Origin of the sequence: Caldalkalibacillus uzonensis, assembly GCF_030814135.1 — a bacterium.
Lineage (GTDB): Bacteria > Bacillota > Bacilli > Caldalkalibacillales > Caldalkalibacillaceae > Caldalkalibacillus > Caldalkalibacillus uzonensis.
The window spans coordinates 1-23754 of the sequence record NZ_JAUSUQ010000007.1 but is presented as its reverse complement, the minus strand read 5'-3'; the positions used below and the strand labels follow the sequence as shown (position 1 = coordinate 23754).

Here is a 23754-nt window from a genome sequence, read left to right as displayed (position 1 = left end):
ACACATTATTATCCAAAAAGAAAAGGACAAGAACGAAGTCGACGTCCTTGTCCACATGTGGATATCTCTCATTTTTAACCCCAATCATTAACCAGCCATTGATTTGCTTAACCAGTTCAACTACTTCGGAAGAAGCACAACGCGCCGGCTCGGTTCTTCTCCCTCACTTTTAGTCATTACGCCAGCGTAGTTTTGCAGCTTAGTGTGAATGATTTTCCGCTCAGCAGCACTCATCGGCTCCAACACAATTTTCTCTCGGGTGCGAATGACTTTTTTTGCTAAGCGGTCAGCCAACTGCTCCAGGGCCTGTTTGCGCCGCTCCCGGTAATTTTCGGCGTCCAAAACAAAACGGACATACTGTTCCCTGCGGCGATTAGCTACCACATTGGTCAAGTATTGCAAAGCATCCAGCGTCTGCCCTCTGCGGCCAATCACAATCCCCAGCCGTTCGCCGGAAATCTTCAACCATACCTGACCTTCCCGCAACTCTGCTTCAATCTCTACCTGGGCCACACCCATTTGGGGGAGTACCTCTTTTAAAAACTGAACAGCCTTATCTTGGGCAGTCTGTCTACCTTCAAGCTCCCCATCTTGTCTCAAAGTCACCTCTACCAGAGCCGGTTTGGCACCAAATCCCAGAAATCCCCGGGAAGGCTGTTGCAATACCTGGATCTCGACTTGATCTTCTGTGGCCCCCAACTGTTCCAGGGCTCTCCGGACCGCTTCTTCCACTGATTGCCCCTTAACGGTCACTTTGCTCACTTACTGGCAACCTCCTGGTTTAATTTATACATATTCCGCATAAAGTACGTCTGCACAATGGTGAACAGGTTTCCTATCACCCAATATAATGACAGGGCGGAAGGGAAATAAATGGCAAAGATCGCGATCATGATGGGTAAGATCACCATCATGATCTGTACTTGCGGATTGTTTTGCATCCCCATCATCTTTTGTTGTAAATAAGTGGTAATCCCAGCGAGTACAGGAAGCACATAAAACGGATCAGGTTGGCCCAGATCAGGCAACCATAAAAATGAATGAGTTGCAATATGATCATTGCGCATAATAGCATGATAAAAGGCAATTAAGATCGGCATTTGCACCAATACTGGCAAACACCCAGCCAAGGGGTTGATATTATGTTTCTGAAACAGTTTCATCATTTCCTGCTGCAAACGCTGTTGATCTTTCTGGTATTTTTCACGCAGCTTGACCATTTCCGGTTGCAGCGCCTGCATCACTTTGGAGGTTTTCAGCTGCTTAATCATCAAGGGCAGCGTCAGTAAACGGATTAAAATGGTGACAATGATAATGGCCCAGCCGTAACGGTCAAAGGCAGGATTATTACTTGGGTTAAGCACTTGGGCAAAGTAATCGAGAGACCAGGATAATGGGAAAACGAAATATTTATCCCAAATCCCATTGGCCGGATCGATGGGTTCCTCAAAGTTACACCCTGTCAATGTTAAAACCAAAACAACAAACAGCGCCGTCAGGTAAAGTTTTGAAGACAATGTTACTCCTCCTAACCTCACAAATCATACTGCAGCAAGATGGCTTAAGGTACCGGGTCATAACCTCCCCGATGAAAGGGATGGCATTTTAAAATACGCTTCAGTGTGAGCATGCTGCCCTTAAAAAATCCATGCTTTTGAAATGCCTGATAAGCATACTGCGAACAAGTCGGTATAAAGCGGCAACTTGGTGGCCGCAGCGGTGATATCCACTTTTGATAAGAACGGATCAAGGCCAATATCAGCTTGACCCCCACGACCGTCCCTCCTCTGATCAGCCAACCAGCAACCTGGTTGGGAAATTTACAGCATCTATTTCACATATAGTTTTCCCTTTTTTAGCAGGTGAGTAAAACTTTTAGACAATCGTTTAAAATCAGCATCAAGGGCACCCTTGCGGACAATAATCACCAGATCATAACCCTGTTTAATATGAACGGCTTGGTGTCTTACTGCTTCTTTCACCAGGCGTTTCATCCGGTTGCGAACAACAGCCCGTCCAAGTTTTTTACTCACTGATACACCCAACCTAAAATGGCGAACGCTTTCATTAGGTAAGTAAAACAGGACCAGCTGGCGGTTAGCCACCGATTTCCCATCGCGGTAAACCCGTGCAAACTCCTGATTCTTCCGCAAGCGGTATTGTTTGTGCATGTCCAATCCCTTACCCTTCAGCCTACATTTTACATGTTTTTTAAGTAAGCTTGCAACAACAAGGAGCCCTCCAGTTAAAGGCACCAGCAGCATGACAAATAATAGTTAAATGAGAAAAAAGACCACTGAGGTCCAGTGGCCTAAGTTTAAGCAGATAATACTTTTCTACCTTTACGACGGCGTCGAGCTAACACTTTACGCCCGTTTTTAGTGCTCATCCGGGCACGAAAACCATGCACCTTTTTACGCTTGCGTCTATTAGGTTGATATGTGCGTTTCATCAACTACACCTCCTCTTTGGAGTCAAAACCGATCCTGATCATAACCGACCCACAATCTAAGATAAACAGTCTCATGTATTATAAGGATATTTGCCGGAAAAGTCAACAAAGCCCCTTGTGTATAACTTTTCCACACTGTTTGACATTTTCCCACATTCTCTTCGACAACTTATACACAAATTCAGCTCTTGTTTATAACAAAAAACCACAAGTTGTACACTTGTGGATAAGTTAAAATAAACCATTGAATTCCAAAGCATTATTTGATATGATAACTTTGCCCCAACATTGTGGATAACTGATTCTACTTTCTTTTTATCCACAAGGTGTGGATAACAATGTGGACATTTATACCCGCTGTGTATAATTAGCCATTTTACTTTCCCACATTATTCTACATATGCCCTATCATTTCGACAAGTACCGCTACTCTCCTTCCACATTACATTGTGGATGATTTTTATGCATTTTTTGAGTAAAGGAGCTTTTTTTATGAAAAATGTTCAGGATCTGTGGGCTAAGGTCTTACAAGAAATCGAAAAAAAGGTCAGTAAGCCTAGTTTTGAGACCTGGTTAGGGTCAACTCAGGCTCACTCTCTTGAAAATGATACGCTAGTCGTTGTGGCTCCCAACGAATTTATTCAGGATTGGTTGGATAACCACTACAGGCCCTTAATAAGCGAGACCATTTTTCATATCACCGGTGCTGAACTGGAGATCAAATTTATCCTGCCCAAGCATGAGCCGGTAGAAGAGCTCGACATCAGCATGGCCTTTAAACAAACTAAACAAGAACCTAAGGCGCCGCCAAACATTGAAGAACAGTCCCAAGGCATGCTTAACCCCAAGTATACATTTGATTCCTTTGTGGTTGGTGCAGGCAATCGCTTCGCCCACGCTGCTTCACTGGCTGTCGCTGAAGCTCCGGCTCAAGCGTACAACCCTTTTTTCATTTATGGGGGCGTTGGTTTGGGCAAAACTCATTTGATGCAGGCCATCGGCCATTACGTCTTGGAAAACAACCCCAACGCTCGTGTGGTTTACACCACTTCCGAAAAGTTTACTAATGAATTTATCAATGCCATCCTAGACAACAAAACAACTGAATTCCGCAATAAATACCGCAATGTTGATGTGCTCTTGGTAGATGATATTCAATTTTTAGCCGGAAAAGAACAAACTCAAGAAGAATTTTTTCATACCTTTAATACTTTGCATGAGGAAGCGAAACAGATCGTGATTTCAAGTGACAGACCCCCCAAAGAGATACCGACACTGGAGGACCGGTTACGCTCCAGATTTGAATGGGGCTTAATTACCGACATCACCCCACCGGATCTGGAGACCCGGATTGCCATATTGCGTAAAAAAGCAAAGGCAGAAAACCTGGATATTCCCAATGACGTCCTGGTTTATATCGCCAACCTGATCAATACTAATATCCGTGAGTTGGAAGGGGCCTTGACCAGGGTGGTGGCCTATAGCACCATGACCAACCAAGACATCAGCGCGGAGCTGGCCCAGGAAGCCCTGAAAGATATTGTGCCCAGTAACAAACCACACCTCATTACCATTGCGCATATCCAGCAGGTGGTGGCAGAGCATTTCGGGCTGCAGGTGGAAGATCTCAAAGCGAAAAAAAGAACCAAATCTATTGCTTATCCGCGTCAAATCGCCATGTATTTATCCCGTGAACTAACCGACGCCTCGTTGCCCAAAATCGGCCAGGAGTTTGGCGGCCGAGACCATACCACGGTGATTCATGCCCATGAAAAAATCAAAAACGACCTGCAAAAAGACACATCGTTCCAAAAAACAATGGCACACCTGATTAAAGTCATTAAAAATGAGATGTAATATCAACATGTGTATAACAAAACAAGCCTATACACACACCGTCCACATGTGTATAGGCTTTGTTGTGCCACTCTGATCTGTTATCCACAAATTCACAGCCATTAATGATTAATATGATCTAAATTAATATAAATATGCTAAAATAAAAAGCATATGCAAAAAAATTTTGGAGGTAGACAACAATGCATATTGTGGTGGATCGAGATGCTTTAAGAGAAGCGGTTAATCAGGTGGCCAAGGCCGTGTCATCACGTACCACCATTCCCATCCTAACTGGAATCAAACTAACCGCCACTCATGAGGAATGCATACTAACCGGCAGCGACTCCGACATTTCCATCCAAGTCTCCATTCCACAGCAAGTGGATGATAAAGAATTAATAAAAGTGGTTAAACTAGGTAGTATCGTCCTCCCTGCCAAATATTTTACGGAAATCGTCAAGAAGCTGCCGGCTGAACAAATTGAAATAGAAGTACTGGACAACGAAGTTACCAATATTCGTTCCGGTTCAGCTGAATTTAACCTTAACGGCTTAAATGCTGAAGAATATCCCCGTTTGCCGCAGTTGGAAGAAGACCAAGTTTTCAGTATTTCCGCTCAGCTGCTGAAAGGTTTGATTCGCCAAACCTCGTTTGCTGTCTCTACACAGGAGTCCCGGCCTATCTTAACAGGTGTCCTGATCAAACTGGAAGATGGCCAGCTGACGCTGGTAGCCACTGACAGCCACCGTTTGGCCCGCCGTTCGGCTCAAGTAGAAGCAAATCAGGATACCCGTTTTGATAATATTGTGGTTCCTGGCCGCAGTTTAAACGAACTGCAGCGTATTCTGGAAGACCAAGAAGAACCAGTCCAGATTGTAATGACTAATAATCAGATGCTGGTGAAAGCAGGTCGGTTATTATTCCTTTCCCGTTTGCTGGAAGGCACGTATCCAGATACAGACCGCATCATTCCCACTTCCAGCAAAACAACATTGCAGATTGGGACCAAAGCCTTGCTTTCTGCAATAGAGCGCGCCTCCCTTTTAGCACGGGATGGCAAACATGTGGTAAAATTAAGTACACAGGAAGACCGTATTCAAATTACATCCAATACCCCGGAAGTAGGACAGGTTTTTGAACATGTCCAGGTTCACCATATTACAGGGGAAGAAGTTCAGATTGCCTTTAATGCCAAATTTATGCTGGATGCGCTCCGTGTCATTGACTCAGGGGAGGTCACTATCCAGTTTACAGGTGCGTTAAGCCCTTTTGTCATTAAGCCCACAGATCACGAGCATTTGCTGCACTTAATTTTGCCGGTCAGAACCTATTAGCCTGAAAGCTCAGTCTGGTGATCAGCATGGAAGAGAGGACAAGGTGATGTGTTTTGGTCAATGTGGTTCATATCCATACCCCATATATTACATTAGGGCAACTGTTAAAGCTGGTGGGCGCAATTGATACAGGCGGACAAGCTAAATGGTTTTTAGCTGAATATCCGGTTCTGGTTAACGGTGAAGCTGAACAACGCCGGGGACGTAAATTGTATCCGGACGATGTTGTCCACATTGACGGTGCAGGCCAGTTTAAAATTGTTCAGGATAGCTAGGGGGATTCCCTTTGTATGTCAAATGCTTAGCCTTAAAGCACTATCGTAACTATCACGCCCTGGAGCTTCAGTTTCAACCGGGCATCTATCTCTTTATTGGGGATAATGCACAAGGGAAAACCAACCTGCTGGAATCACTGTATGTCTTGTCACTGACCAAATCACACCGTACCTCCAAGGATAAGGAACTGATTCAGTGGCAACAGCCATATACTACCCTGGCCGCCGACATAGAAAAAAAATATGGCTCCGTCTCGTTGGAGCTCCTGATTTCCCACAAAGGAAAAAAGGCCAAATTGAACCACTTGGAACAGAAAAGGTTAAGCGATTATATCGGTACCTTAAATGTGGTGATGTTTGCACCTGAGGATCTCGAACTCGTCAAAGGGAGTCCTCAGGTGCGCCGTCGTTTTATTGATATGGAACTGGGCCAAGTGAGCCCCACTTATCTGCATGATTTGGGGCGGTATCAAAAACTGTTGATGCAGCGCAATGCCCTGTTAAAAGAGTGGTCTGAACGGAACAAACACCGGCCCATGGTTGATGTGTTTACCCACCAGCTGATTGGGAAGGCCGTTAAACTTTATCAGAAGCGTTTTCAGTTCCTGCGCAAACTGGAACAGTGGGCCCGGGAGATCCATGGACATATTTCCAACGGTAAAGAAAAGTTAGCCATATGCTACCATTCACTGGCAGAGATTGATCAAGCCATGAGTGAGCAAGAAATGACCGCTGTGCTCACCCGTCAATTTGCTGAGATTAGGGATAGGGAAGAGCGGCGGGGCAGCACCCTGATCGGGCCTCACCGGGATGATCTTATTTTTACCGTTAACGGCCGCAACGTCCACACCTATGGCTCACAGGGCCAGCAGCGCACCACCGCTTTATCCCTTAAGCTGGCCGAAATAGAGCTCATCAAGGAAGAAATCGGGGAATATCCTGTACTCTTGTTAGATGATGTATTATCAGAGCTGGACGATCACAGACGTACTGACCTCCTGGAAGCCATTCAAGATAAAGTACAAACCTTTGTGACCAACACCAGTACAGAGGGTATAGACCGCCGCTTGCTGAATCAAGCGACTGTCTATCATGTACGGGAAGGTCAAATCTCGGGCTGAAAGAGGGATCGACATGTTAATTCACCTCGGTGGTGATGTGGTGATTCAAAATAAAGATGTGGTCGCTATCCTGGATTACAGCAAACGCTCCCTGGACAAAAGCATCGCCGCATTTCTAGACCATTACGAACAACAGGGAAAAGTCGTCTGGATTACAGAAAACGTATCTAAGTCCATCATCATTACGGACCATCTGGTCTATGTCTCACCTATCTCATCATTTACCCTGAACCGCCGCCGATTGTCTGAGGACCAAGAAAGAGGTGAACACTGATGACAACACAAGAACACGCTTATGATGAGAATCAGATACAGGTCTTGGAAGGATTAGAAGCTGTACGTAAGCGGCCAGGCATGTATATTGGCTCTACCAGCAGTAAAGGTCTTCACCACATGGTGTGGGAAATTGTGGACAACAGCGTAGACGAGGCACTAGCCGGTTTTTGCACCGAAATCCAAGTGACTGTCCATGAAGATAATTCCATCACGGTTAGTGATAATGGACGAGGCATTCCGGTGGGAATTCACGAAAAGATGGGCCGTCCAGCTGTTGAAGTGATTATGACTGTGCTCCATGCTGGTGGTAAATTCGGTGGTGAGGGGTATAAAGTGTCCGGAGGACTGCATGGTGTCGGGGCTTCAGTGGTCAATGCTTTGTCCGAGTGGCTGGAGGTCAAAGTTCACCGTGAGGGCCATATCTATTATCAACGCTATCAAAGGGGGGTACCCGACTTTGATCTGAAAGTGATTGGCCAGACTGACCGGACAGGAACTACGACCACGTTTAAGCCCGACCCGGAAATCTTCCAGGAAACAATTGAATTTGATTATGAAACCTTACGCAATCGTCTTCGGGAGATGGCCTTTTTGAACAAGGGCCTGAAAATTGTGTTTACAGATGAACGTGAGGAGCAGCCCAAAACAGAAGCGTTCCACTATGAAGGCGGTATCGCCTCCTTCGTAGAATATATCAATCGGGCCCGCGAAGTGTTGCATGAGCCCATTTATATTGAGGATGAAAAGGAAAGCATCTATGTGGAGATTGCCCTCCAGTATAACGACAGTTTTACCAGCAACCTGTTCTCTTTTGCCAACAATATACACACTTATGAGGGGGGCACACATGAATCAGGCTTTAAAAGCTCTTTGACCAGGGTGCTGAATGATTACGGACGTAAACACGGCTTGATCAAAGAGACGGACACCAAGCTGACCGGGGATGACGTGCGCGAAGGATTAACGGCGGTGATCTCAGTTAAAATACCAGATCCCCAGTTTGAAGGACAAACCAAAACCAAACTGGGTAACAGTGAAGTGCGCGGGATTACTGAACACCTGTTTTCCAGGCATTTCTTTACTTTTTTAAATGAAAACCCCAGCGTAGCCAAAAAAATTCTGGAAAAATCGCTGATGGCCCAACGGGCACGGGAAGCAGCCAAAAAGGCGAGAGAACTGACCCGCCGTAAAAACGCTTTGGAAGTCTCTTCCCTCCCCGGAAAACTGGCCGACTGCTCCAGCCGCGATGCTTCCATCAGCGAACTGTATATTGTGGAGGGGGATTCAGCGGGAGGTTCAGCCAAACAGGGGCGCGACCGTCATTTTCAGGCCATTCTTCCTCTGCGTGGTAAAATTATCAATGTGGAGAAGGCCCGGCTGGATAAAATATTGTCCAACAATGAAATCAGGGCCATTATCACGGCACTGGGAACCGGGATCGGGGATGAGTTTGACATTGACAAAGCGCGATATCATAAAGTGATTATCATGACGGATGCTGATGTGGACGGAGCCCATATCCGCACCTTATTGCTCACCTTTTTCTACCGTTATATGAAACCGTTGATCGAACGGGGATATGTGTATATTGCCCAACCTCCTTTGTACAAAATTGCCCAGGGTAAAAAAGTATTATACGCCTATTCTGACCGTGAGTTGGAGCAAAAACTAAAGGAACTGCCCGACAATCCCAAACCCTCCATTCAGCGTTACAAAGGACTGGGTGAAATGAATCCCACCCAGTTGTGGGAAACAACCATGGATCCTGAAAGCCGCACGTTGTTGCAGGTTAGTCTAACCGATGCCATGGAGGCGGATGCCATCTTTGAAACCCTGATGGGAGACAAAGTGGAGCCTCGCCGCGATTTTATCCAGGAGCATGCCAAATACGTGCGTAATCTGGACATTTAAGCATATATCGCTGCACTTTCCTGTCAAGGGAGTGCAGCTTTTTTGTCATTAATTGTACGTTTGTCTAATTGTGCTTTTTTCGTTTGAGCAGGAGACGGGTCCCTTTATCTGGCCGGTTTTCCCGAGCGCAGATAATATATTGCACCACCGGCCCCTGCTTTTCCCTATCCTTGATATTATCGGCTAATGCACGCTCTAGATTGCCAATTCGTTTTTCAAAACGAAACAACAGATACATCGCAACGGCGGCTGGAAAGCCAACATTGGCCAACAGCTGAACCACTGCAGACCATTCGCTTAAAGCAGTCATATTCCCTCACACCCTCCGGGGATCATCAGCTTTCGCCAAAACCAGTTGACCTTATACTTAATTAAAAATATCCTTAAAACAATTCAGTGTATGTCCCAGCCAGGATTTGTTCACACTAGTTAACAATGGGTTTACTACACTTTATTCGGTTCAGGGAATGTCCAATAACCAAAAAATGCATTAACTTCGAACCTTGATTCGGCTTGCCGAACTCCAAACAAGAGAAAGGAGACTTCAGGCGGAAGTCTCCCGGTACAGAATATCATCCAATGGCGGGCAGTCCAAGGCGACGTAAAGGCGCAGAAACGTATCCAAAGAAGGCTGGTGTTTGTTGTTCAGGATATCCGATAACGTTCCTTTGCTGATCCCTGCCTTGTCAGCCAGAGATGAAGCACTGATGCCTTTTTGTTTGATGTAGGCTTTGATCTTGTTTTTTAATGGAAAGCTAGTGCCCAGGGAACACTGAACCTTGCTGATGGTTTGTTCCCGATAAAATTGTTCAATGTAGCGCAGCGTGCCGATTTTAATGACATCTTCCGGAGAGATGCGTTTCCCATTGTGTTTCAAGTGATAATTGGTCACATGAACAATGTTCCAAATGCGTTCAGCTGTATCCAGCGAGACTTCAATGGTAAAACGGACTCTTTGATGGGGTTGCAGTGTAAATCCCTCCCTTAACGGCAACTACATGTATCGTCATTATTATGTGTATCATGGTGGAGATTCGAATATTCGAACGAAAGGAGTATGTATGCATATGGCTTATGATCATGACGTACCCAACATTAACGAGGAGGAGGCCAAAAAAATAGCGGAAGAAGCGGAAAATGCGAGAGGAAAATAAGGATAAAAGGTGAGTATATGAGTTACGATTGTATTATTATCGGTGGTGGGATCGCCGGTTTGCAAGCGGCCATCCAACTGGGGCGTTATCAGCGTCATGTGCTGGTGATTGATACTGGTTACGGGCGTTCAACATTGTGCCGCTCCTATCACAACCTGCTGGGCTGGCCAGATGGGGTAAGCGGAGAGACGCTGCGTCAGCTTGGCCAGCAGCATGCCCAAGCATTGGGAATTTCCTTTGTGCAGGATGAAGCCGTACACGTGGAAAAAGTAGGCGGCCAATTTGTGGTAAGTGTAAAAAACGGAGACGTGTACCGGGGTAAACGCCTGTTGTTGGCTACAGGTGTGCTGGATCGTTTTCCTCCCCTTCCCGGATTGATTCCCTGTTTGGGATTAACGGTCTACATTTGTCCTGACTGTGACGGGTATGAGGTGCGCAATAAAAAAACGGTTGTTCTGGGCTCAGGCAAGAGCGGAGCGCATATGGCTTTAACTTTAACGTATTGGACAAAAGACGTCACCTATATTAATCATGAGCAGCAGCCGCTTCCCGAAGAACTTAGCCTGCAGCTGGCCTCCAAGTCCATTCCCCATCTTCAGGAGCCTGCAGAACACATCGTGACAGGTGATGAAGAATGGCGTATATGCGGAGTCCGTTTACGAAGCGGCCAAATGGTGGAAGCAGAACGGGGCTTTTTAGCCTTTGGAGGCAATGAGGTTAAATCGGACCTGGCTGCCCAGCTTGGGGTAGAACGGCTGGAAAACAAACATATTGTGACCGATCCCCGCACCAAGATGACCAATGTGAAACATGTCTGGGCCGCTGGTGATGTGACTGTTCATTCAGAACAAGTGACCATTGCCATGGGAGAAGGCAGTCAGGCGGCGATCTGGATTCACAAAAGTTTACTGGGAGAACACTAACAGTCTGCTTCATATGCTGTCCACTACAGATGATGAAGAAAAGAGAGCTGTTTTCCGAGGGGTATACTCTTAGAAAAACAGCTCTCATTTTATGCAAAGAGAAGAGAAGATTAAGTATACGCAAGGCAACTTAGTTTTCATTCAAAATGCGGTTAACCCGTTTGGTTAACAGCTGCATGCCACTGTCACCCGCTTGAAAGTGACGCAGTTTTCCTTCTTTGTCAAAAACGTAGTAAGCGGGTACATATTGGTTTTCAAAGGCATCAGTCAGCTTGTGTTCATTATCCACGAAAATAGGTTGGGTGATGTTGTGCTCGAGGGCAACGGCTTTCACCTTGTCAATGTCCAGATCAGCTTCCGAACGGGGCATATGCACAGCCACTACGTTCAGCTGGTCCTTGTACTCATCCCGGAACTGATTCACCTGGGGCATTGCCTCTTTGCACAATTGACAACTGACAGACCAGAAGTGGATCAAAGTTGGTTTTTCCCCGATGAGGTCCTCCCGGCTTACCTTTCCGTTCAGCCATTCGGTGGCCCCATCCAGCTCAGGCATGGGGGTGCGTAGTTTCATGGTTAGCCCTTCTTTCCTTTGGAAGGATAAAAAGAAGAGAAGGCTTGACTAGCCGTCTCTCCCATTGATCCTAAACCTTCAGTGTTTCTTGCCCAGGTTTCCAGTTAGCCGGACATAAACCCCCAGTTTGCAAAGCTTGCAGGACACGGAGTACTTCGTCCACATCGCGTCCGATGTTGTTATGATGTACAACAGAGTACATTAATTCGCCCTCTGGATTAATGATGAACAGTCCCCTTAGAGCGATCCCTTGCTCTTCGATTAACACTCCATATTCTTTGGAAACTTGATGGTTGGTATCAGCAGCAAGGGGATAGTTAAGTTCACCCAATCCGTTTAGGTCACGGGGAGTGTTAATCCAAGCCTTGTGAGTATGGATGGTGTCGGTGGAAACACCGATCACTTCCGCATCCAAATCTGCAAATTCGTCATAGCGGTCACTGAGAGCAATAATCTCAGTGGGGCAAACAAAAGTGAAATCCATGGGGTAGAAGAAAAGGACAGTCCACTTGCCTTGCTTCATGATTTCTTCCAAGCTGACCTTTCCAAATTCTTTGTTGGGCATGACAGCATCCATTTCAAACCGGGGTGCCGGTTTGCCGACTAATCTTTCCACTGGCATCCTTTTCAACCTCCTGTGTTTCATGTTTTGTTCCGTTTGGCTATACTGGAGATAAAGCTTGTCTTAAATCCTATAACCAAACGGAATTACATCACTATTTTAACCTTATTAATCAATAACAAACAATTATAATGCTCATAACAAAAAGTTATGGTGAGGAAATATGAACTTAAAACGGATCAGAACATTTATTATGGCGGTCGAACACAGAAATTTTTCAACGGTGGCTCAAATATTGAATATGAGCCAGCCGGCTGTCAGCAAGCAAATTAAAACCCTGGAGAAGGAGCTGGGTGTTCCCCTTTTGCACCGGGATACACTGGAGCCAACTGAAGGGGGGCGCATTTTGTTGCGCTATGGTCCGGCTCTGCTTGAAAACTGGCAAAAAGTAGTTGAACAATGCGCTTCCCTGCGTGGGGATGTGCAGGGATTGATTAAAATTGGAGCCAGCAGCATCCCAGGTACCTATTTAATCCCCTCTATTTTGCAAAAGTTTTGGGACTGTTACCCCCAGGTGGAAGTACAAGTGGCTATCCATGAGTCTGAACGGGTAGTGGAGCTGGTGGCCACTGAGCAAATCGATATTGGCTTTGTGGGTATCTCCCCTCTTGAGAAGACACTTGAATCTCAACTGATTGCCAAGGATAACCTGGTCATTATTGGATCACAACATACAGAAAACATTGTCGGTTTTGAAGATATTAAAGATCAGCCATTCATCTTTAGAAGTGAACATTCAGGAACATGGAGAGCCGCAGAAAAAGGGTTGAATCAGTGGGGATATTCTGTCAGGGATTTAAAATGTGTGGCCAAGGTGGAACATACTGAGTCGGTCATTTCTATGGTGGCAGCTGGTTTGGGGTACTCCATTGTCTCCGATATTGCCGCCCGGCGTGCTGTACAAGCCAATCAGATCAAAATTTTGGCTGAACTACCCATAGAGCGGGAGTTTTTTGCCGTTTATTTACCTGCACGTGGGACTCAGCTTGCAATCAGAGAGCTTATTCATCTAGCATCTACAAATTCGTTAACATCCTTTTACGAACAATGGGAAGGAAAAGACAGTTGCAATTTTGGTTCAAAGCATTATAATGGGACTTAAACCACATACCACGCTCGTATAATCCTGGGAATATGGCTCGGGAGTCTCTACCGGCCCACCGTAAATGGGCCGACTACGAGTGAAACGCATCACAAGGGTACACCTGATACCTGTCCCAGATCCTGTACACTTTGTTTGCTCTGCCTTTTTGAGAGGGCTTTTATTTTTTGCTAACAGGGTTAGGGGAGAGGTTATATTTGTCGTGCCTTTTTGAGAGGGCTAATTCTCCGCTGCTTCAATTATGGACCCGGTGCGATGTCTTTCACTTGTAGGAAGACATTGTGCCGGGTTTTTTATTGATCGAATGTGTTTGCGAACAGGCTCTATAGTAGCTTTTCTTATGGAGGGAGCGTTGATGGAAAGATTAAAGGAAAAAATTCGTCAGGAAGGGCTTGCTTTGTCCGATCAGGTGCTAAAAGTGGATTCGTTTTTGAACCACCAATTGGATCCACAACTGATGGTCGACATTGGACGAACCTTTGCAGCAGCTTTTAGTCAAGGACGTCCTGTTACCAAAATCGTGACCGTGGAGTCATCGGGCATTGCTGTTGCTCTAACCACTGGTATTGAGCTGGGTGCAAAAAAGAGGATACTGACGCGTTTTTTGCGCTGTTTCAAAATAACCTGGCCAATTTTGTGGTGATTGCAGTCACCATGCTGGGCATGGGTTTTCCAGCCAGTCTGGTCTTTGGACAAGTGATTCCCGGTGCTGCCGTGGCAGTGATCATTGGCAATCTGTATTATGCCCATCTGGCTAAACGTTTGGCTGTTAAAGAAGGACGTAGCGATGTGACTGCTCTGTCTTACGGGATTAGCACACCGGTTATGTTTGTCTTTCTATTTGGGGTGTTGCTTCCGGCTAAAACAGTGACTGGTGATCCGCACTTAGCCTGGAAAATAACAGTGGCAGCCTGTTTCATCAGTGGCTTGATCGAGGTTTTGTTCAGTTTAATTGGCAAATGGGTGCATCAGCACTTACCCAGACCTGCTATATTAGGCGCTTTGGCAGGGGTGGCCTTAACCTTTATTGCCGGTGAAATGCTGTTCCGCAGTTTTGAAATGCCAGTGGTGGGCCTTTTAGTGTTGGCTATTATTTTACTGGGCCTTGTGGGCAGAGTGCCAATGCCGTTCAAAATCCCGGCCTCTCTGTTTGCGGTGTTAGCAGGAACCGCTGTGGCTTATTTTTCAGGGGGCGTCAGTGCAGAGAAAATCGGAGAGGGCTTGTCTAATATTGGCTTTTATCCACTGTTGCCCACATTAGCGGCTTTTGAGGGGTTGGCTTATCTGTTTACGGCGCTGGTGGCCTTGTTTGCCGTGATTTTGCCTATTACGATTTATAACGCCATCGAAACCATGAACAACGTGGACGCCATGGCGGCCAATGGAGATAAGTATGATGTGCGCGAGTGCCAGGCTGTTGACGGGATAGGGACAATGGCTGGCGCCTTATTTGGCGGTCCGTTTCCCACCACCGTCTACATTGCTTCTGTCGGTTCCAAATGGATGGGAGCGGGAAGAGGATACAGCCTGTTAAATGCACTTGTTTTTGCTGTGGCAGCCTCGTTTGGCTTGATTGCCGCTTTGTCGGCGATTATTCCTGTCGCCGTAGTGGCGCCGCTTTTGGTCTTTGTCGGTTTGTCCATGATCGGCACGGCGTTTAAAGCCAATGAAGCAAAATATTATCCCGCTGTGGCCATTGCAATGTTACCTTATTTGGCCAACTACGTCATGACCCGATTTAATAATCAGGCTGGCGAAGTGGTGGAAGGTGTTTCCACCGGCATCGTGCCTTTGGGTCAAGGGGCCATGTTTACCGGTATTATCTTGGGGGCGATTACGGTGTGGATCATTGACCGTCAACTGTTAAAAGGGGCTGTTTTTGCCTTTATTGGCGCCCTGTTCTCCTTTGCCGGGCTGATGCATGCCCCAGAGTTAGGCTTTAACTCAGATCTGCAATTTGCCATCGGCTATATCGTCATGGGCCTCTTTTTCCTGACCTACTCGTATGCCTCTCTAGCCCATCAGGCAGAAACTGAGCAAGCTAAGGAGCATACGCCTTCGTTAGAACAAGAATCTTAGTGATCTTTCCTTCAAGTTAACCAAAGAGTGCTGTATGGAAAGTGTGATGAGATTCATGACCAGCAGAAAGGGCAGCCTTAACAAACCCATTGACACGGCCTGTTAATTCATGTATGGTATCTAAAGACAGCAGCATACGCCTTCGTTAGGTGAGGCTCCTGTACGGAGACACGCTACTGCCCAGAAATGTCCAAAGACGCCAATGGGTCAACAGGAACGATCGACATAAGGTCGTTTCTAATGTAGCTGGAGCCCGGCTCCTATGCCGTACAGTGCCAAAGCTCAACGAATGAAGGGACCAGGGATTTAAGCGATAAATCTTACTTTGCTTAAATCTCCTGCTTCAACTTGCCTTATTTGCAATTGATAGCACCTTCATTCGTTGAAGGTGCTTTTTAGTGTGGTCTGAAAGGGGTGATGAAAATGGATAGCGATTCGAGGAGTTACAGGTGTAAGACTTTTTATGGTTCAAAGTGTACTCCTTTTGTCATATTCAGGCATACCTTGGTTCACTCTAAAACCAGGCAGTCCATTTTCATCACGTCTTGCGGTGAGATGGACTCCTGAACAAGGAGGTTGTCTCAATGGTTAAACTGGATGAAAAAAATAAAGAAGAATACACCCGTTCTGTAATCAACGCTTTAAAAGCAGAAAATATAAAGGCGTTCCGCAACCTGTTTTTGGAACTCCATCCGACTGACCAAGTCGAATTATTTGTTTCATTTGATCAAAGCCAGCGGCAGCGTGTGTACGAATGTTTATCTCCAGCTGAATTTGCCGATATTTTCCAAGGTCTTGAGCTGGAGCAGCAAAAAGAATACATTACGGAGCTGGACCAAACTTTTGCTATTGCTATGTTTAACAGTATGTCGGCCGATGATTTGGCTGATTTTTTAGGCGAACTGCCTGACATTATGGCTGAAACGTACCTGAACAACATGGGGCAAAAAGATGCCCAGGACATTAAAAACCTGCTTGCTTATCCGGATGAAACAGCCGGGGCGATTATGACTACGGAATTTATTGCCCTGGCTACCAAGGATAAAGTAAGTCATGTCCTCCAGCGCTTAAAAGAACAGGCGCCTGATGCAGAAACGATCTATTACTTGTATGTGGTAAATGAACAGCGCAAACTGGTCGGTGTTGTGTCCTTGCGCGATTTGATTGTGGCCCGGGATGACCAGCTGGTAGAGGAAATCATGAGTACCCGTGTCGTCTCCGTGTCGGTTCTGGATGACCAGGAAGAAGTGGCCGACGTGATTAAAAAATATGACTTTTTAGCGGTTCCGGTCATCAGCAAGCAGGGCAAGCTGGTCGGCATTGTCACCGTGGATGACGTCATGGATGTTGTGGAAGAAGAGGTGACTGAAGATATAGGGGAGATCTCGGCAGCAAGAGGGGCGGTAGATCTGCAACTGTCCTCGTTCGATGCAGCCAAGAAGCGGGCACCCTGGATCTTAATGCTGGCTTTTCTGGGTCTGATTTCAGCCGGGGTGATAGGTCAATTTGAAGAGACACTAGAGGCTGTGGCACGGCTTGCTGTGTTTATTCCCTTAATAATGGGCTCTGCTGGGAATACTGGTACTCAAACTTTAGCAGTTGTTGTGCGCAGTCTGGCCTTGGGGACCCTTGACCGGGTTGGCGTGGGCAAATTGTTAAAACGGGAGCTGGGCACTGGTGTCATGCTGGGACTCATCTGTTCCCTGGTGTTGGTTTTAACAGTCCCTGTCATTTATGACGGCGATTTGGTCTTAGGGGTGATTGTAGCGTCTTCCCTGTTGGCTGCCTTAAGTGTTGCTACTGTTATCGGAGCCATTATTCCCTTGATCATTAACAAATTGCGCATTGACCCGGCCGTTGCTTCCGGCCCGTTCATTACTACCCTGAACGATATCATCGCGCTGTTAATTTACTTCTCCATTGCCACAGCGTTGCTGCAGTATTTATAGTGAGGAATGTACGCCATTTGTTATTTTTGTGAATATCAATGCTGACAAGATGTTCATCGTAACGGTAAAGTGCAGTTTTCACCTCCATGGGAAGCTGCACTTTTTTAAATGATTCAAGACCAAAAAGGCCAAAGCCTTTTGCCTCAACAGGTGGCAAATGATAAGATCGACATATAAACAGCGATGTGGAGGATGAGGCGTATGCAGGTAAAAATGGCTGATTTGCCCGGAATCGGGAAGAAGCTTTCGTTTCTGACAGCTGAAGGTAAGATGCTGGTGCTGATTATTCATCATTCCGGTAAACGGGAACTGTATTTTTTTGAGGATCCTGACGGAGATGAGGCTGATTACAGTCTTGAATTGACAGCGAATGAGACACGGGAACTGGGGGCCCAGTTTTTGGGTGCTACCTATCAGCCTATTGATGCGGATACGATGAAAATGTTTAAAAATAAGCTGGTGATGGAATGGGTAGAACTGGCGCCCCAATCTCCGGTGGCCAATCAAACCATCAAAGAGGCCCGGATTAGAACCAAAACAGGTGCATCGATTATGGCCATTGTACGGGGGGATGAGGTCATTGTCAGTCCGGAAGTTGATGAAGTATTAAAACCCGGAGACACCCTGATGGCGGCAGGAAAGAGTGATCAGATCAGTTCCTTTAAGGCTTTATGCCGCGGGGAGGAGGTATAATCGGTGGAAGGGCAATTCCCTGTGCTGTTGGGGGCGGGTCTCATCCTGCTGTTACTTTTTTTAGCGGGGTATATTGGCCTGAAAATCAGGATCCCCGGGGTCGTTGTGTTTATCTTGGTAGGAGTTGTGTTGGGGGGAATCTTGTCCGATCATAAATTGTTACATATTGCTGGGGAAGTCGGGATTATATTATTGTTCTTTCTGCTGGGGCTGGAGTTTCCCATCAAACGTCTGGCCGACATTGCTAAAAGGGTGTTGCCGGCAGGAATGCTGGATGTGGTACTCAGTTTAGGTGTGACGATGGGCATTGCTTACCTGTTTGGCTTGGATTGGGTCACCGCGTTTATGATTGGTGGCGTGGTTTATGCGACAAGCTCATCCATCACCGTCAAATTGTTGGAAAGTTCCAAGCGGATGGCCAACCCGGAATCGGAATTTATGCTGGCCGTTCTGATCTTTGAAGATATTGTCGCACCGATTGTGGTGACGCTATTGGTTGCTTTAACAGCAGGGAATGGGCTGACGGGCCTGGATTTTATTTGGATACTGATCAAAGTCATCTTGCTGATGGCAGGTGCCATTGTATTGGGCCGCTTGTTATTTGCCAAGCTGGGTCCCTTTTTTGAACGTTATGTTAACCAAGATCTGTTTATCTTATTCTTGGTCGGCATCGCCCTCAGTTACGGCGGATTGGCTTTATATATGGAATTATCAGAGGTATTGGGGGCATTTTTGGCTGGCATTATGCTGGCTGAAGCCAGACGCACAGAGGTTTTGGAACCGTTGATCTTGCCTGTACGTGATCTTTTTCTCCCTTTGTTCTTTGTTTATTTCGGCACAACCATTGCTTTGGGTGAAAAGATTCCCTATCTGGGATTGTTGCTCATCTTGTTAGCCTGGTCGATTATCGCTAAAATTCTCGTTTGCGTGATTGGTGGGCGCTGGTATGGCTTGTCCAAAAAAGTGGCTTTGCGGGCTGGTTTTTCCTTTACCCAACGGGGTGAATTTTCAGTGATCATTGCCAGCTTGGCTTCCGGACCCTTTGTCCTGTTCAGCGGTCTGTTTATTTTGTTTTCCGCTTTGATCGGCATTGTCCTATTCCAATTTGCACCAAAAATCACCCGTTATGTTTACGGCCAACGGTAATCAAGTAAGGACCAGTCCAATCAATCCCCCATCTAAGCCATGTTGTGGTACAATAAGAATATTGAGACTTCATGCCATAAAAAAACGACTTGTCTTCATGGGAAAGTAAACAGAAAGAGGAGGCCCGGCAGTTTAGTGACTTTATCTTGTCCGTCAAGGGGCAAGAGATTCTCAGAGAATATGGAGTCCAATCACCATAATGTCACAGTTAGGAGCTATGATGACGACCATTTTTTTTCCGCTTTATTTGTCGTTAAAAGTTGCGACAATAGCTACGCTGCTTGGGTTGCTTTTTGGTTTGATGTGTGCCTGGATGTTTACTCAGTGGCAGAACCGCTGGACCCAAGTGCTGTCCTTGTTGACCACCATTCCCCTTGTCCTGCCGCCAACGGTCGTGGGTTATTACCTGTTGCTGCTGATCGGCCGGGAAGGCATAGTGGGGCGCGCAATAGAACAATGGACAGGCTCACCCATTGTTTTCACCTGGAAAGCGGCTGTCATTGCTGCTGCTATTGCCTCATTGCCTTTAATCATCCGGCCCGTTCAAACGGCATTTGAAGGAATAGAAACTGAAATTTTAAAGGCAGCCCAGCTGGATGGAGCCAACAGATGGCAATTATTTGTGTACATCATGTTGCCTCTCAGCTACAGAGGGATTTTAGCCGGATTGGTGCTTGGTTTTGCCAGAGCAATGGGGGAATTTGGAGCCACTCTGATGGTAGCTGGTAACATTCCCGGCCAAACGCAAACACTGGCCATCGCCATCTATGATGCAGTACAAGCCAACCGGATGACTGATGCCCACCTGATGGCTGTCGTGTTAAGTGGTACCACCTTGTTGATGCTGCTGGTGATTTCTCGTCTGTTAAAGCGACCTTAGCAAGCGTCTCGTTCATGTCCATAGATTTAGCTTTATTAAAATATGGCAAAACTAGAATTGAGGCTTGGATCTAGAAGGATCCCGGTAAACGGAGGTATGCAGTTAATGGCTGAACAACGAATTAAAGAGGTTAATATAGGCCAGGAGATGCGCAATTCGTTCATGGATTATGCCATGAGCGTCATTGTCAGCCGTGCTTTGCCCGATGTACGCGACGGTTTGAAGCCCGTTCACCGGCGCATTTTGTTTGCCATGAATGAACTGGGCATGACACCGGATAAACCTTATAAAAAATCAGCCAGAATCGTCGGTGAAGTGATCGGTAAATATCACCCCCATGGTGATATGGCCGTTTATGATACGCTGGTGCGCATGGCTCAAGACTTTTCCTACCGCTATCCGTTGATTGACGGCCATGGCAACTTTGGGTCTATCGATGGGGATGCCGCGGCGGCCATGCGTTACACGGAAGCCAAAATGGCCAAAATCGCCACGGAACTGTTACGTGATATCCATAAAGAAACGATTGATTATCAAGATAACTACGATGGTCAGGAGAAAGAACCTGTTGTCCTTCCATCACGCTTTCCCAACTTTTTGGTCAATGGTGCCGCTGGCATAGCTGTGGGCATGGCCACCAACGTGCCGCCCCACCAATTGGGTGAAGTGATCGATGCTTTGCATCATCTCATTGACCATCCCGATGCCACAGTGGCAGATTTGATGGAATTTATTCCCGGTCCGGACTTTCCGACAGGTGCCCAGATCTTAGGAACCTCAGGGATCAGAAGGGCGTATAACACTGGCCGGGGCACGATTACTTTACGTGCCAAGACCAATATTGAAGTAGATGATAAAGGTAAGCAGCGCATCATTGTCGATGAATTGCCTTATCAGGTCAATAAAGCAAAATTAATAGAAAAAATCGCCGAACTGGTCCGGGAGAAAAAAATTGACGGCATTACAGACCTTCGTGATGAATCGGACCGCAACGGCATGCGTGTCGTCATTGAATTGCGCCGTGATGTGAACGCCAATGTGGTTTTGAATAACTTGTATAAACAGACAGCTTTACAAACCACTTTTGGCATCAATATGCTGGCTCTGGTCGACGGCGAACCTAAAGTGCTGAATCTGAAGCAAGTATTAAAGTTTTATCTGGACCATCAAAAAGAAGTCATTCGCCGCCGTACCGAGTACGACCTGCGCAAGGCGGAAGCGCGCGCCCATATTTTGGAAGGTTTGCGCGTCGCCCTTGATCATCTTGATGCGGTGATTGATCTCATTCGTTCATCCCGGACAACGGAAGAAGCGAAAAGCGGTTTGATGAGCAATTTCAACCTGACGGCAGAACAGGCTCAAGCGATTTTGGACATGCGCTTGCAGCGCCTGACCGGCTTGGAACGGGAAAAGATTGAAAATGAATACCAAGAGCTGCTGGCTAAAATTGCAGATTTAAAGGCTATCTTAGCTGATGAACGTAAAATTTTAAATGTGATCAAAGAAGAATTAAATGAAATCAAGGAGAAATACAATGATGAACGGCGGACTGAAATTACTGTTGCCGTTGATCTCATTGAAGATGAAGACCTCATTCCCCAAGAAGAAGTTGTTATTTCCCTTACCCATAAGGGGTACATTAAACGTTTGCCTGTGACCACCTATCGCAGTCAAAAACGTGGGGGGCGAGGCATTACAGGTTTGGGGACCAAAGATGATGATTTTGTTGAACATCTGTTTGTAGCTAACACTCATGATTTCATCTTACTGTTTACAAACAAAGGGCGTGTTTATCGTTTAAAAGCCTACGAAATTCCGGAATTGGGGCGGACAGCCCGCGGGTTGCCAATTATTAACCTGATTCAAATTGAAAAAGATGAATATATCACGGCGCTGATCCAGGTTGAGAATTATCAGCCTAGTCGCTATTTGTTTTTTGCTACCCGTTGCGGGATTGTCAAGCGGACCGCACTTGATGCTTTTGAACATGTGCGCCGCGCCGGTCTGTTTGCCATCAACTTACGGGATGATGATGAGCTTATCTCTGTCCGCCTGACAGATGGCCAGCAAGAGATCATCATGGGCACGAAAAAAGGAATGGCTATTCGGTTCTCGGAACAAGATGTCAGAGTGATGGGACGTGCCGCGACAGGGGTGAAGGGAATCACCCTGCGTGATGATGATGAAGTGATTGGTATGGATGTTGTTAAAGAAGATCACGATGTGATGATCGTCTCCAGAAAAGGATATGGTAAGCGCACCCCGATTGATGAATATCGAGCCCAAACACGTGGCGGTATAGGGATTAAAACGTTTAATGTGACTGATGAGCAATACGAAGTGGTTGGCTTGAAGACTGTTGCTCCCCATGATGACTTTATGCTAGTAACTTCCAGCGGGTTAATCATCCGCATCCATGTGAATGATGTGTCACAGCTTAGCCGGTATGCTCGTGGCGTTCGTCTGATCCGCTTGCAGGATGAAGAAGAAGTAGCCACTGTGGCCAAGGTACAGGTGACAGAGGAGGCTCAGCAAAAACTGGACGAGGAAAATGAATCGTGATCAATCCACGATAAATTTTAAACAGCGGCACCGCATGCTTTTGTTGCGGATGTCGCTGTAGCTGTTTGGGATGTGTCCCAATTTACATCACCTTCTGCACCATCGGGGTTAACCAGCTTCTGCTGTCCCTGGTGTCCAAAGTAATGAAATGACCAATGCGAAAGCCAACAGAAAAACCCCTTCTCCGACTATCATCCCCTAATATGTAAAACCAAAGAAATTATAAAAAAGGGGGTTGTGTTTTGGGATTTGCTATGGTATATTATTTTTCATCGCCTTGAAAGGCGGATTCAAACTAATGAAAATGAAAATTGAGTGTTGACACAAAAGTTTATCTGTGTTATATTGAGTAACGTCGCTTCAAAAACAACTGACTAAAGACGTCACATCCTGTGACGGTGTCAGCACTAGCGCATCCAGCGCGTCGGAACCTTGAAAACTGAACAAAGCACAAGCGTGCGAGGCTCATTCCTTTGGGGATGAAGTTAATCATTTACATGGACGGCGGAAGGCCGGCTAAAAGCGTCGCGTCCTGCGACAACGCCGGCACTAGCACGTCCGTGTGCGTCGGAGAGTTTGATCCTGGCTCAGGACGAACGCTGGCGGCACGCCTAATACATGCAAGTCGAGCGCGTGAAGCTTTCCGAAGCCTTCGGGTGGACGAAAGTGGATCGAGCGGCGGACGGGTGAGTAACACGTAGGCAACCTGCCTGTAAGACCGGGATAACTCCGGGAAACCGGGGCTAATACCGGATGGGATCTCTTTTCGCATGGGAAGGGATTGAAAGGATGGCCGCAAGGCTATCGCTTACAGATGGGCCTGCGGCGCATTAGCTGGTTGGTGAGGTAACGGCTCACCAAG

At 46.5% G+C, this 23754-nt stretch carries 24 protein-coding genes, 1 rRNA gene, 1 pseudogene and 2 riboswitches; of the genes and pseudogenes, 17 read left to right on the top strand and 9 right to left on the bottom strand.

The window, feature by feature from the left end; all coding sequences use genetic code 11:
* Positions 1-120 precede the first annotated feature (120 nt).
* The 5 genes from jag to rpmH form a co-directional block, all read right to left on the bottom strand.
* Positions 121-762, bottom strand: a complete 642-nt coding sequence (gene jag / locus J2S00_RS10140; protein ID WP_307339047.1) for an RNA-binding cell elongation regulator Jag/EloR — start codon at positions 760-762, stop codon at positions 121-123.
* On the bottom strand, positions 759-1517 hold the full coding sequence (gene yidC / locus J2S00_RS10135) for a membrane protein insertase YidC (RefSeq protein WP_307339044.1): 759 nt from the start codon (positions 1515-1517) through the stop codon (positions 759-761). Before yidC ends, jag begins: the two co-directional genes overlap by 4 nt.
* Positions 1518-1561: 44 nt before the next feature.
* Positions 1562-1762, bottom strand: coding sequence for a membrane protein insertion efficiency factor YidD (gene yidD, locus J2S00_RS10130; RefSeq protein WP_370875866.1), 201 nt, complete (start codon positions 1760-1762; stop codon positions 1562-1564).
* 67 nt (positions 1763-1829) lie between these two features.
* Positions 1830-2171 carry a ribonuclease P protein component gene (gene rnpA / locus J2S00_RS10125; protein WP_307339037.1) on the bottom strand — a complete coding sequence of 114 codons (342 nt, stop codon included), beginning with the start codon at positions 2169-2171 and terminating at the stop codon, positions 1830-1832.
* Between the two features lie 146 nt (positions 2172-2317).
* The gene (rpmH, locus tag J2S00_RS10120) at positions 2318-2452 is read right to left on the bottom strand and encodes a 50S ribosomal protein L34 (protein ID WP_307339035.1); all 135 of its coding nucleotides are present in this window, start codon (positions 2450-2452) and stop codon (positions 2318-2320) included.
* A 492-nt stretch (positions 2453-2944) separates the two neighbouring features.
* Here rpmH and dnaA point away from each other — a divergent pair, with 492 nt between their 5' ends.
* From dnaA to gyrB, 6 genes are all read left to right on the top strand, one after another.
* Positions 2945-4309, top strand: a complete 1365-nt coding sequence (gene dnaA, locus J2S00_RS10115; RefSeq protein ID WP_307339032.1) for a chromosomal replication initiator protein DnaA — start codon at positions 2945-2947, stop codon at positions 4307-4309.
* A gap of 182 nt (positions 4310-4491) precedes the next feature.
* Positions 4492-5625, top strand: coding sequence for a DNA polymerase III subunit beta (gene dnaN, locus J2S00_RS10110; RefSeq protein ID WP_307339029.1), 1134 nt, complete (start codon positions 4492-4494; stop codon positions 5623-5625).
* A 53-nt stretch (positions 5626-5678) separates the two neighbouring features.
* Positions 5679-5900, top strand: a complete 222-nt coding sequence (yaaA, locus tag J2S00_RS10105) for a S4 domain-containing protein YaaA (protein WP_307339026.1) — start codon at positions 5679-5681, stop codon at positions 5898-5900.
* 11 nt (positions 5901-5911) lie between these two features.
* Positions 5912-7021: a DNA replication/repair protein RecF gene (gene recF, locus J2S00_RS10100; RefSeq protein ID WP_307339023.1), complete on the top strand. Its 1110-nt coding sequence runs from the start codon at positions 5912-5914 to the stop codon at positions 7019-7021.
* Between the two features lie 13 nt (positions 7022-7034).
* The gene (gene remB, locus J2S00_RS10095) at positions 7035-7295 is read left to right on the top strand and encodes an extracellular matrix regulator RemB (protein ID WP_307339020.1); all 261 of its coding nucleotides are present in this window, start codon (positions 7035-7037) and stop codon (positions 7293-7295) included.
* Positions 7295-9208: a DNA topoisomerase (ATP-hydrolyzing) subunit B gene (gyrB, locus tag J2S00_RS10090; protein WP_307339017.1), complete on the top strand. Its 1914-nt coding sequence runs from the start codon at positions 7295-7297 to the stop codon at positions 9206-9208. Before remB ends, gyrB begins: the two co-directional genes overlap by 1 nt.
* Positions 9209-9272: 64 nt before the next feature.
* Here the strand turns inward: gyrB and J2S00_RS10085 are convergent, their stop codons facing one another.
* Positions 9273-9518 carry a YvrJ family protein gene (locus tag J2S00_RS10085; protein WP_307339015.1) on the bottom strand — a complete coding sequence of 82 codons (246 nt, stop codon included), beginning with the start codon at positions 9516-9518 and terminating at the stop codon, positions 9273-9275.
* A gap of 234 nt (positions 9519-9752) precedes the next feature.
* A complete protein-coding gene (locus J2S00_RS10080; RefSeq protein WP_307339012.1) occupies positions 9753-10202 on the bottom strand; it encodes a helix-turn-helix transcriptional regulator in 450 nt (149 codons plus the stop codon).
* A 4-nt stretch (positions 10203-10206) separates the two neighbouring features.
* Between J2S00_RS10080 and J2S00_RS10075 the strand changes: the two genes are divergently transcribed.
* Complete coding sequence (locus J2S00_RS10075) at positions 10207-10362, top strand: hypothetical protein (protein WP_307339009.1); 156 nt, start codon at positions 10207-10209, stop codon at positions 10360-10362.
* Between the two features lie 17 nt (positions 10363-10379).
* Positions 10380-11285: an NAD(P)/FAD-dependent oxidoreductase gene (locus J2S00_RS10070; protein ID WP_307339006.1), complete on the top strand. Its 906-nt coding sequence runs from the start codon at positions 10380-10382 to the stop codon at positions 11283-11285.
* Between the two features lie 130 nt (positions 11286-11415).
* Here the strand turns inward: J2S00_RS10070 and J2S00_RS10065 are convergent, their stop codons facing one another.
* Together J2S00_RS10065 and J2S00_RS10060 are read right to left on the bottom strand one after the other, a co-directional pair.
* Positions 11416-11859 (bottom strand): TlpA disulfide reductase family protein, encoded by a 444-nt coding sequence (locus tag J2S00_RS10065; protein WP_307339003.1) that lies wholly within the window; start codon positions 11857-11859, stop codon positions 11416-11418.
* A gap of 70 nt (positions 11860-11929) precedes the next feature.
* On the bottom strand, positions 11930-12481 hold the full coding sequence (locus J2S00_RS10060) for a peroxiredoxin (RefSeq protein WP_307339000.1): 552 nt from the start codon (positions 12479-12481) through the stop codon (positions 11930-11932).
* A 163-nt stretch (positions 12482-12644) separates the two neighbouring features.
* Here J2S00_RS10060 and J2S00_RS10055 point away from each other — a divergent pair, with 163 nt between their 5' ends.
* From J2S00_RS10055 to J2S00_RS10015, 9 genes and pseudogenes are all read left to right on the top strand, one after another.
* A complete protein-coding gene (locus J2S00_RS10055) occupies positions 12645-13583 on the top strand; it encodes a selenium metabolism-associated LysR family transcriptional regulator (protein WP_307338997.1) in 939 nt (312 codons plus the stop codon).
* Positions 13578-13679, top strand: a riboswitch (purine riboswitch). Its footprint overlaps the gene before it by 6 nt.
* Before the next feature lie 259 nt (positions 13680-13938).
* Positions 13939-14160: pseudogene (locus J2S00_RS10050) on the top strand (type I phosphoribosyltransferase); the annotation flags it as partial.
* A 62-nt stretch (positions 14161-14222) separates the two neighbouring features.
* The gene (locus J2S00_RS10045; protein ID WP_307338995.1) at positions 14223-15662 is read left to right on the top strand and encodes an NCS2 family permease; all 1440 of its coding nucleotides are present in this window, start codon (positions 14223-14225) and stop codon (positions 15660-15662) included.
* Between the two features lie 134 nt (positions 15663-15796).
* Positions 15797-15963: riboswitch (M-box (ykoK) riboswitch) on the top strand.
* Positions 15964-16246: 283 nt separating this feature from the next.
* Positions 16247-17611, top strand: coding sequence for a magnesium transporter (mgtE, locus tag J2S00_RS10040; RefSeq protein ID WP_307338992.1), 1365 nt, complete (start codon positions 16247-16249; stop codon positions 17609-17611).
* 201 nt (positions 17612-17812) lie between these two features.
* Positions 17813-18304, top strand: coding sequence for a cation:proton antiporter regulatory subunit (locus tag J2S00_RS10035; protein WP_307338990.1), 492 nt, complete (start codon positions 17813-17815; stop codon positions 18302-18304).
* A gap of 3 nt (positions 18305-18307) precedes the next feature.
* Positions 18308-19450 (top strand): cation:proton antiporter, encoded by a 1143-nt coding sequence (locus J2S00_RS10030; protein WP_307338987.1) that lies wholly within the window; start codon positions 18308-18310, stop codon positions 19448-19450.
* Positions 19451-19649: 199 nt separating this feature from the next.
* Complete coding sequence (gene modB, locus J2S00_RS10025; RefSeq protein WP_307338983.1) at positions 19650-20330, top strand: molybdate ABC transporter permease subunit; 681 nt, start codon at positions 19650-19652, stop codon at positions 20328-20330.
* Between the two features lie 105 nt (positions 20331-20435).
* A complete protein-coding gene (gene gyrA, locus J2S00_RS10020) occupies positions 20436-22892 on the top strand; it encodes a DNA gyrase subunit A (RefSeq protein ID WP_307338980.1) in 2457 nt (818 codons plus the stop codon).
* Between the two features lie 564 nt (positions 22893-23456).
* Positions 23457-23754 (top strand): 16S ribosomal RNA (locus tag J2S00_RS10015); the annotation flags it as partial.

Coding starts and splice junctions, on each gene's coding strand:
- rnpA (WP_307339037.1), bottom strand. CDS start 2,171: ATGCACAAACAATACCGCTTGCGGAAGAATCAGGAGTTTGCACGGGTT.
- rpmH (WP_307339035.1), bottom strand. CDS start 2,452: ATGAAACGCACATATCAACCTAATAGACGCAAGCGTAAAAAGGTGCAT.
- dnaA (WP_307339032.1), top strand. CDS start 2,945: ATGAAAAATGTTCAGGATCTGTGGGCTAAGGTCTTACAAGAAATCGAA.
- dnaN (WP_307339029.1), top strand. CDS start 4,492: ATGCATATTGTGGTGGATCGAGATGCTTTAAGAGAAGCGGTTAATCAG.
- remB (WP_307339020.1), top strand. CDS start 7,035: ATGTTAATTCACCTCGGTGGTGATGTGGTGATTCAAAATAAAGATGTG.
- gyrB (WP_307339017.1), top strand. CDS start 7,295: ATGACAACACAAGAACACGCTTATGATGAGAATCAGATACAGGTCTTG.
- J2S00_RS10085 (WP_307339015.1), bottom strand. CDS start 9,518: ATGACTGCTTTAAGCGAATGGTCTGCAGTGGTTCAGCTGTTGGCCAAT.
- J2S00_RS10075 (WP_307339009.1), top strand. CDS start 10,207: ATGTATCGTCATTATTATGTGTATCATGGTGGAGATTCGAATATTCGA.
- J2S00_RS10070 (WP_307339006.1), top strand. CDS start 10,380: ATGAGTTACGATTGTATTATTATCGGTGGTGGGATCGCCGGTTTGCAA.
- J2S00_RS10065 (WP_307339003.1), bottom strand. CDS start 11,859: ATGAAACTACGCACCCCCATGCCTGAGCTGGATGGGGCCACCGAATGG.
- J2S00_RS10060 (WP_307339000.1), bottom strand. CDS start 12,481: ATGCCAGTGGAAAGATTAGTCGGCAAACCGGCACCCCGGTTTGAAATG.
- J2S00_RS10055 (WP_307338997.1), top strand. CDS start 12,645: ATGAACTTAAAACGGATCAGAACATTTATTATGGCGGTCGAACACAGA.
- mgtE (WP_307338992.1), top strand. CDS start 16,247: ATGGTTAAACTGGATGAAAAAAATAAAGAAGAATACACCCGTTCTGTA.
- J2S00_RS10035 (WP_307338990.1), top strand. CDS start 17,813: ATGCAGGTAAAAATGGCTGATTTGCCCGGAATCGGGAAGAAGCTTTCG.
- modB (WP_307338983.1), top strand. CDS start 19,650: ATGTCACAGTTAGGAGCTATGATGACGACCATTTTTTTTCCGCTTTAT.
- gyrA (WP_307338980.1), top strand. CDS start 20,436: ATGGCTGAACAACGAATTAAAGAGGTTAATATAGGCCAGGAGATGCGC.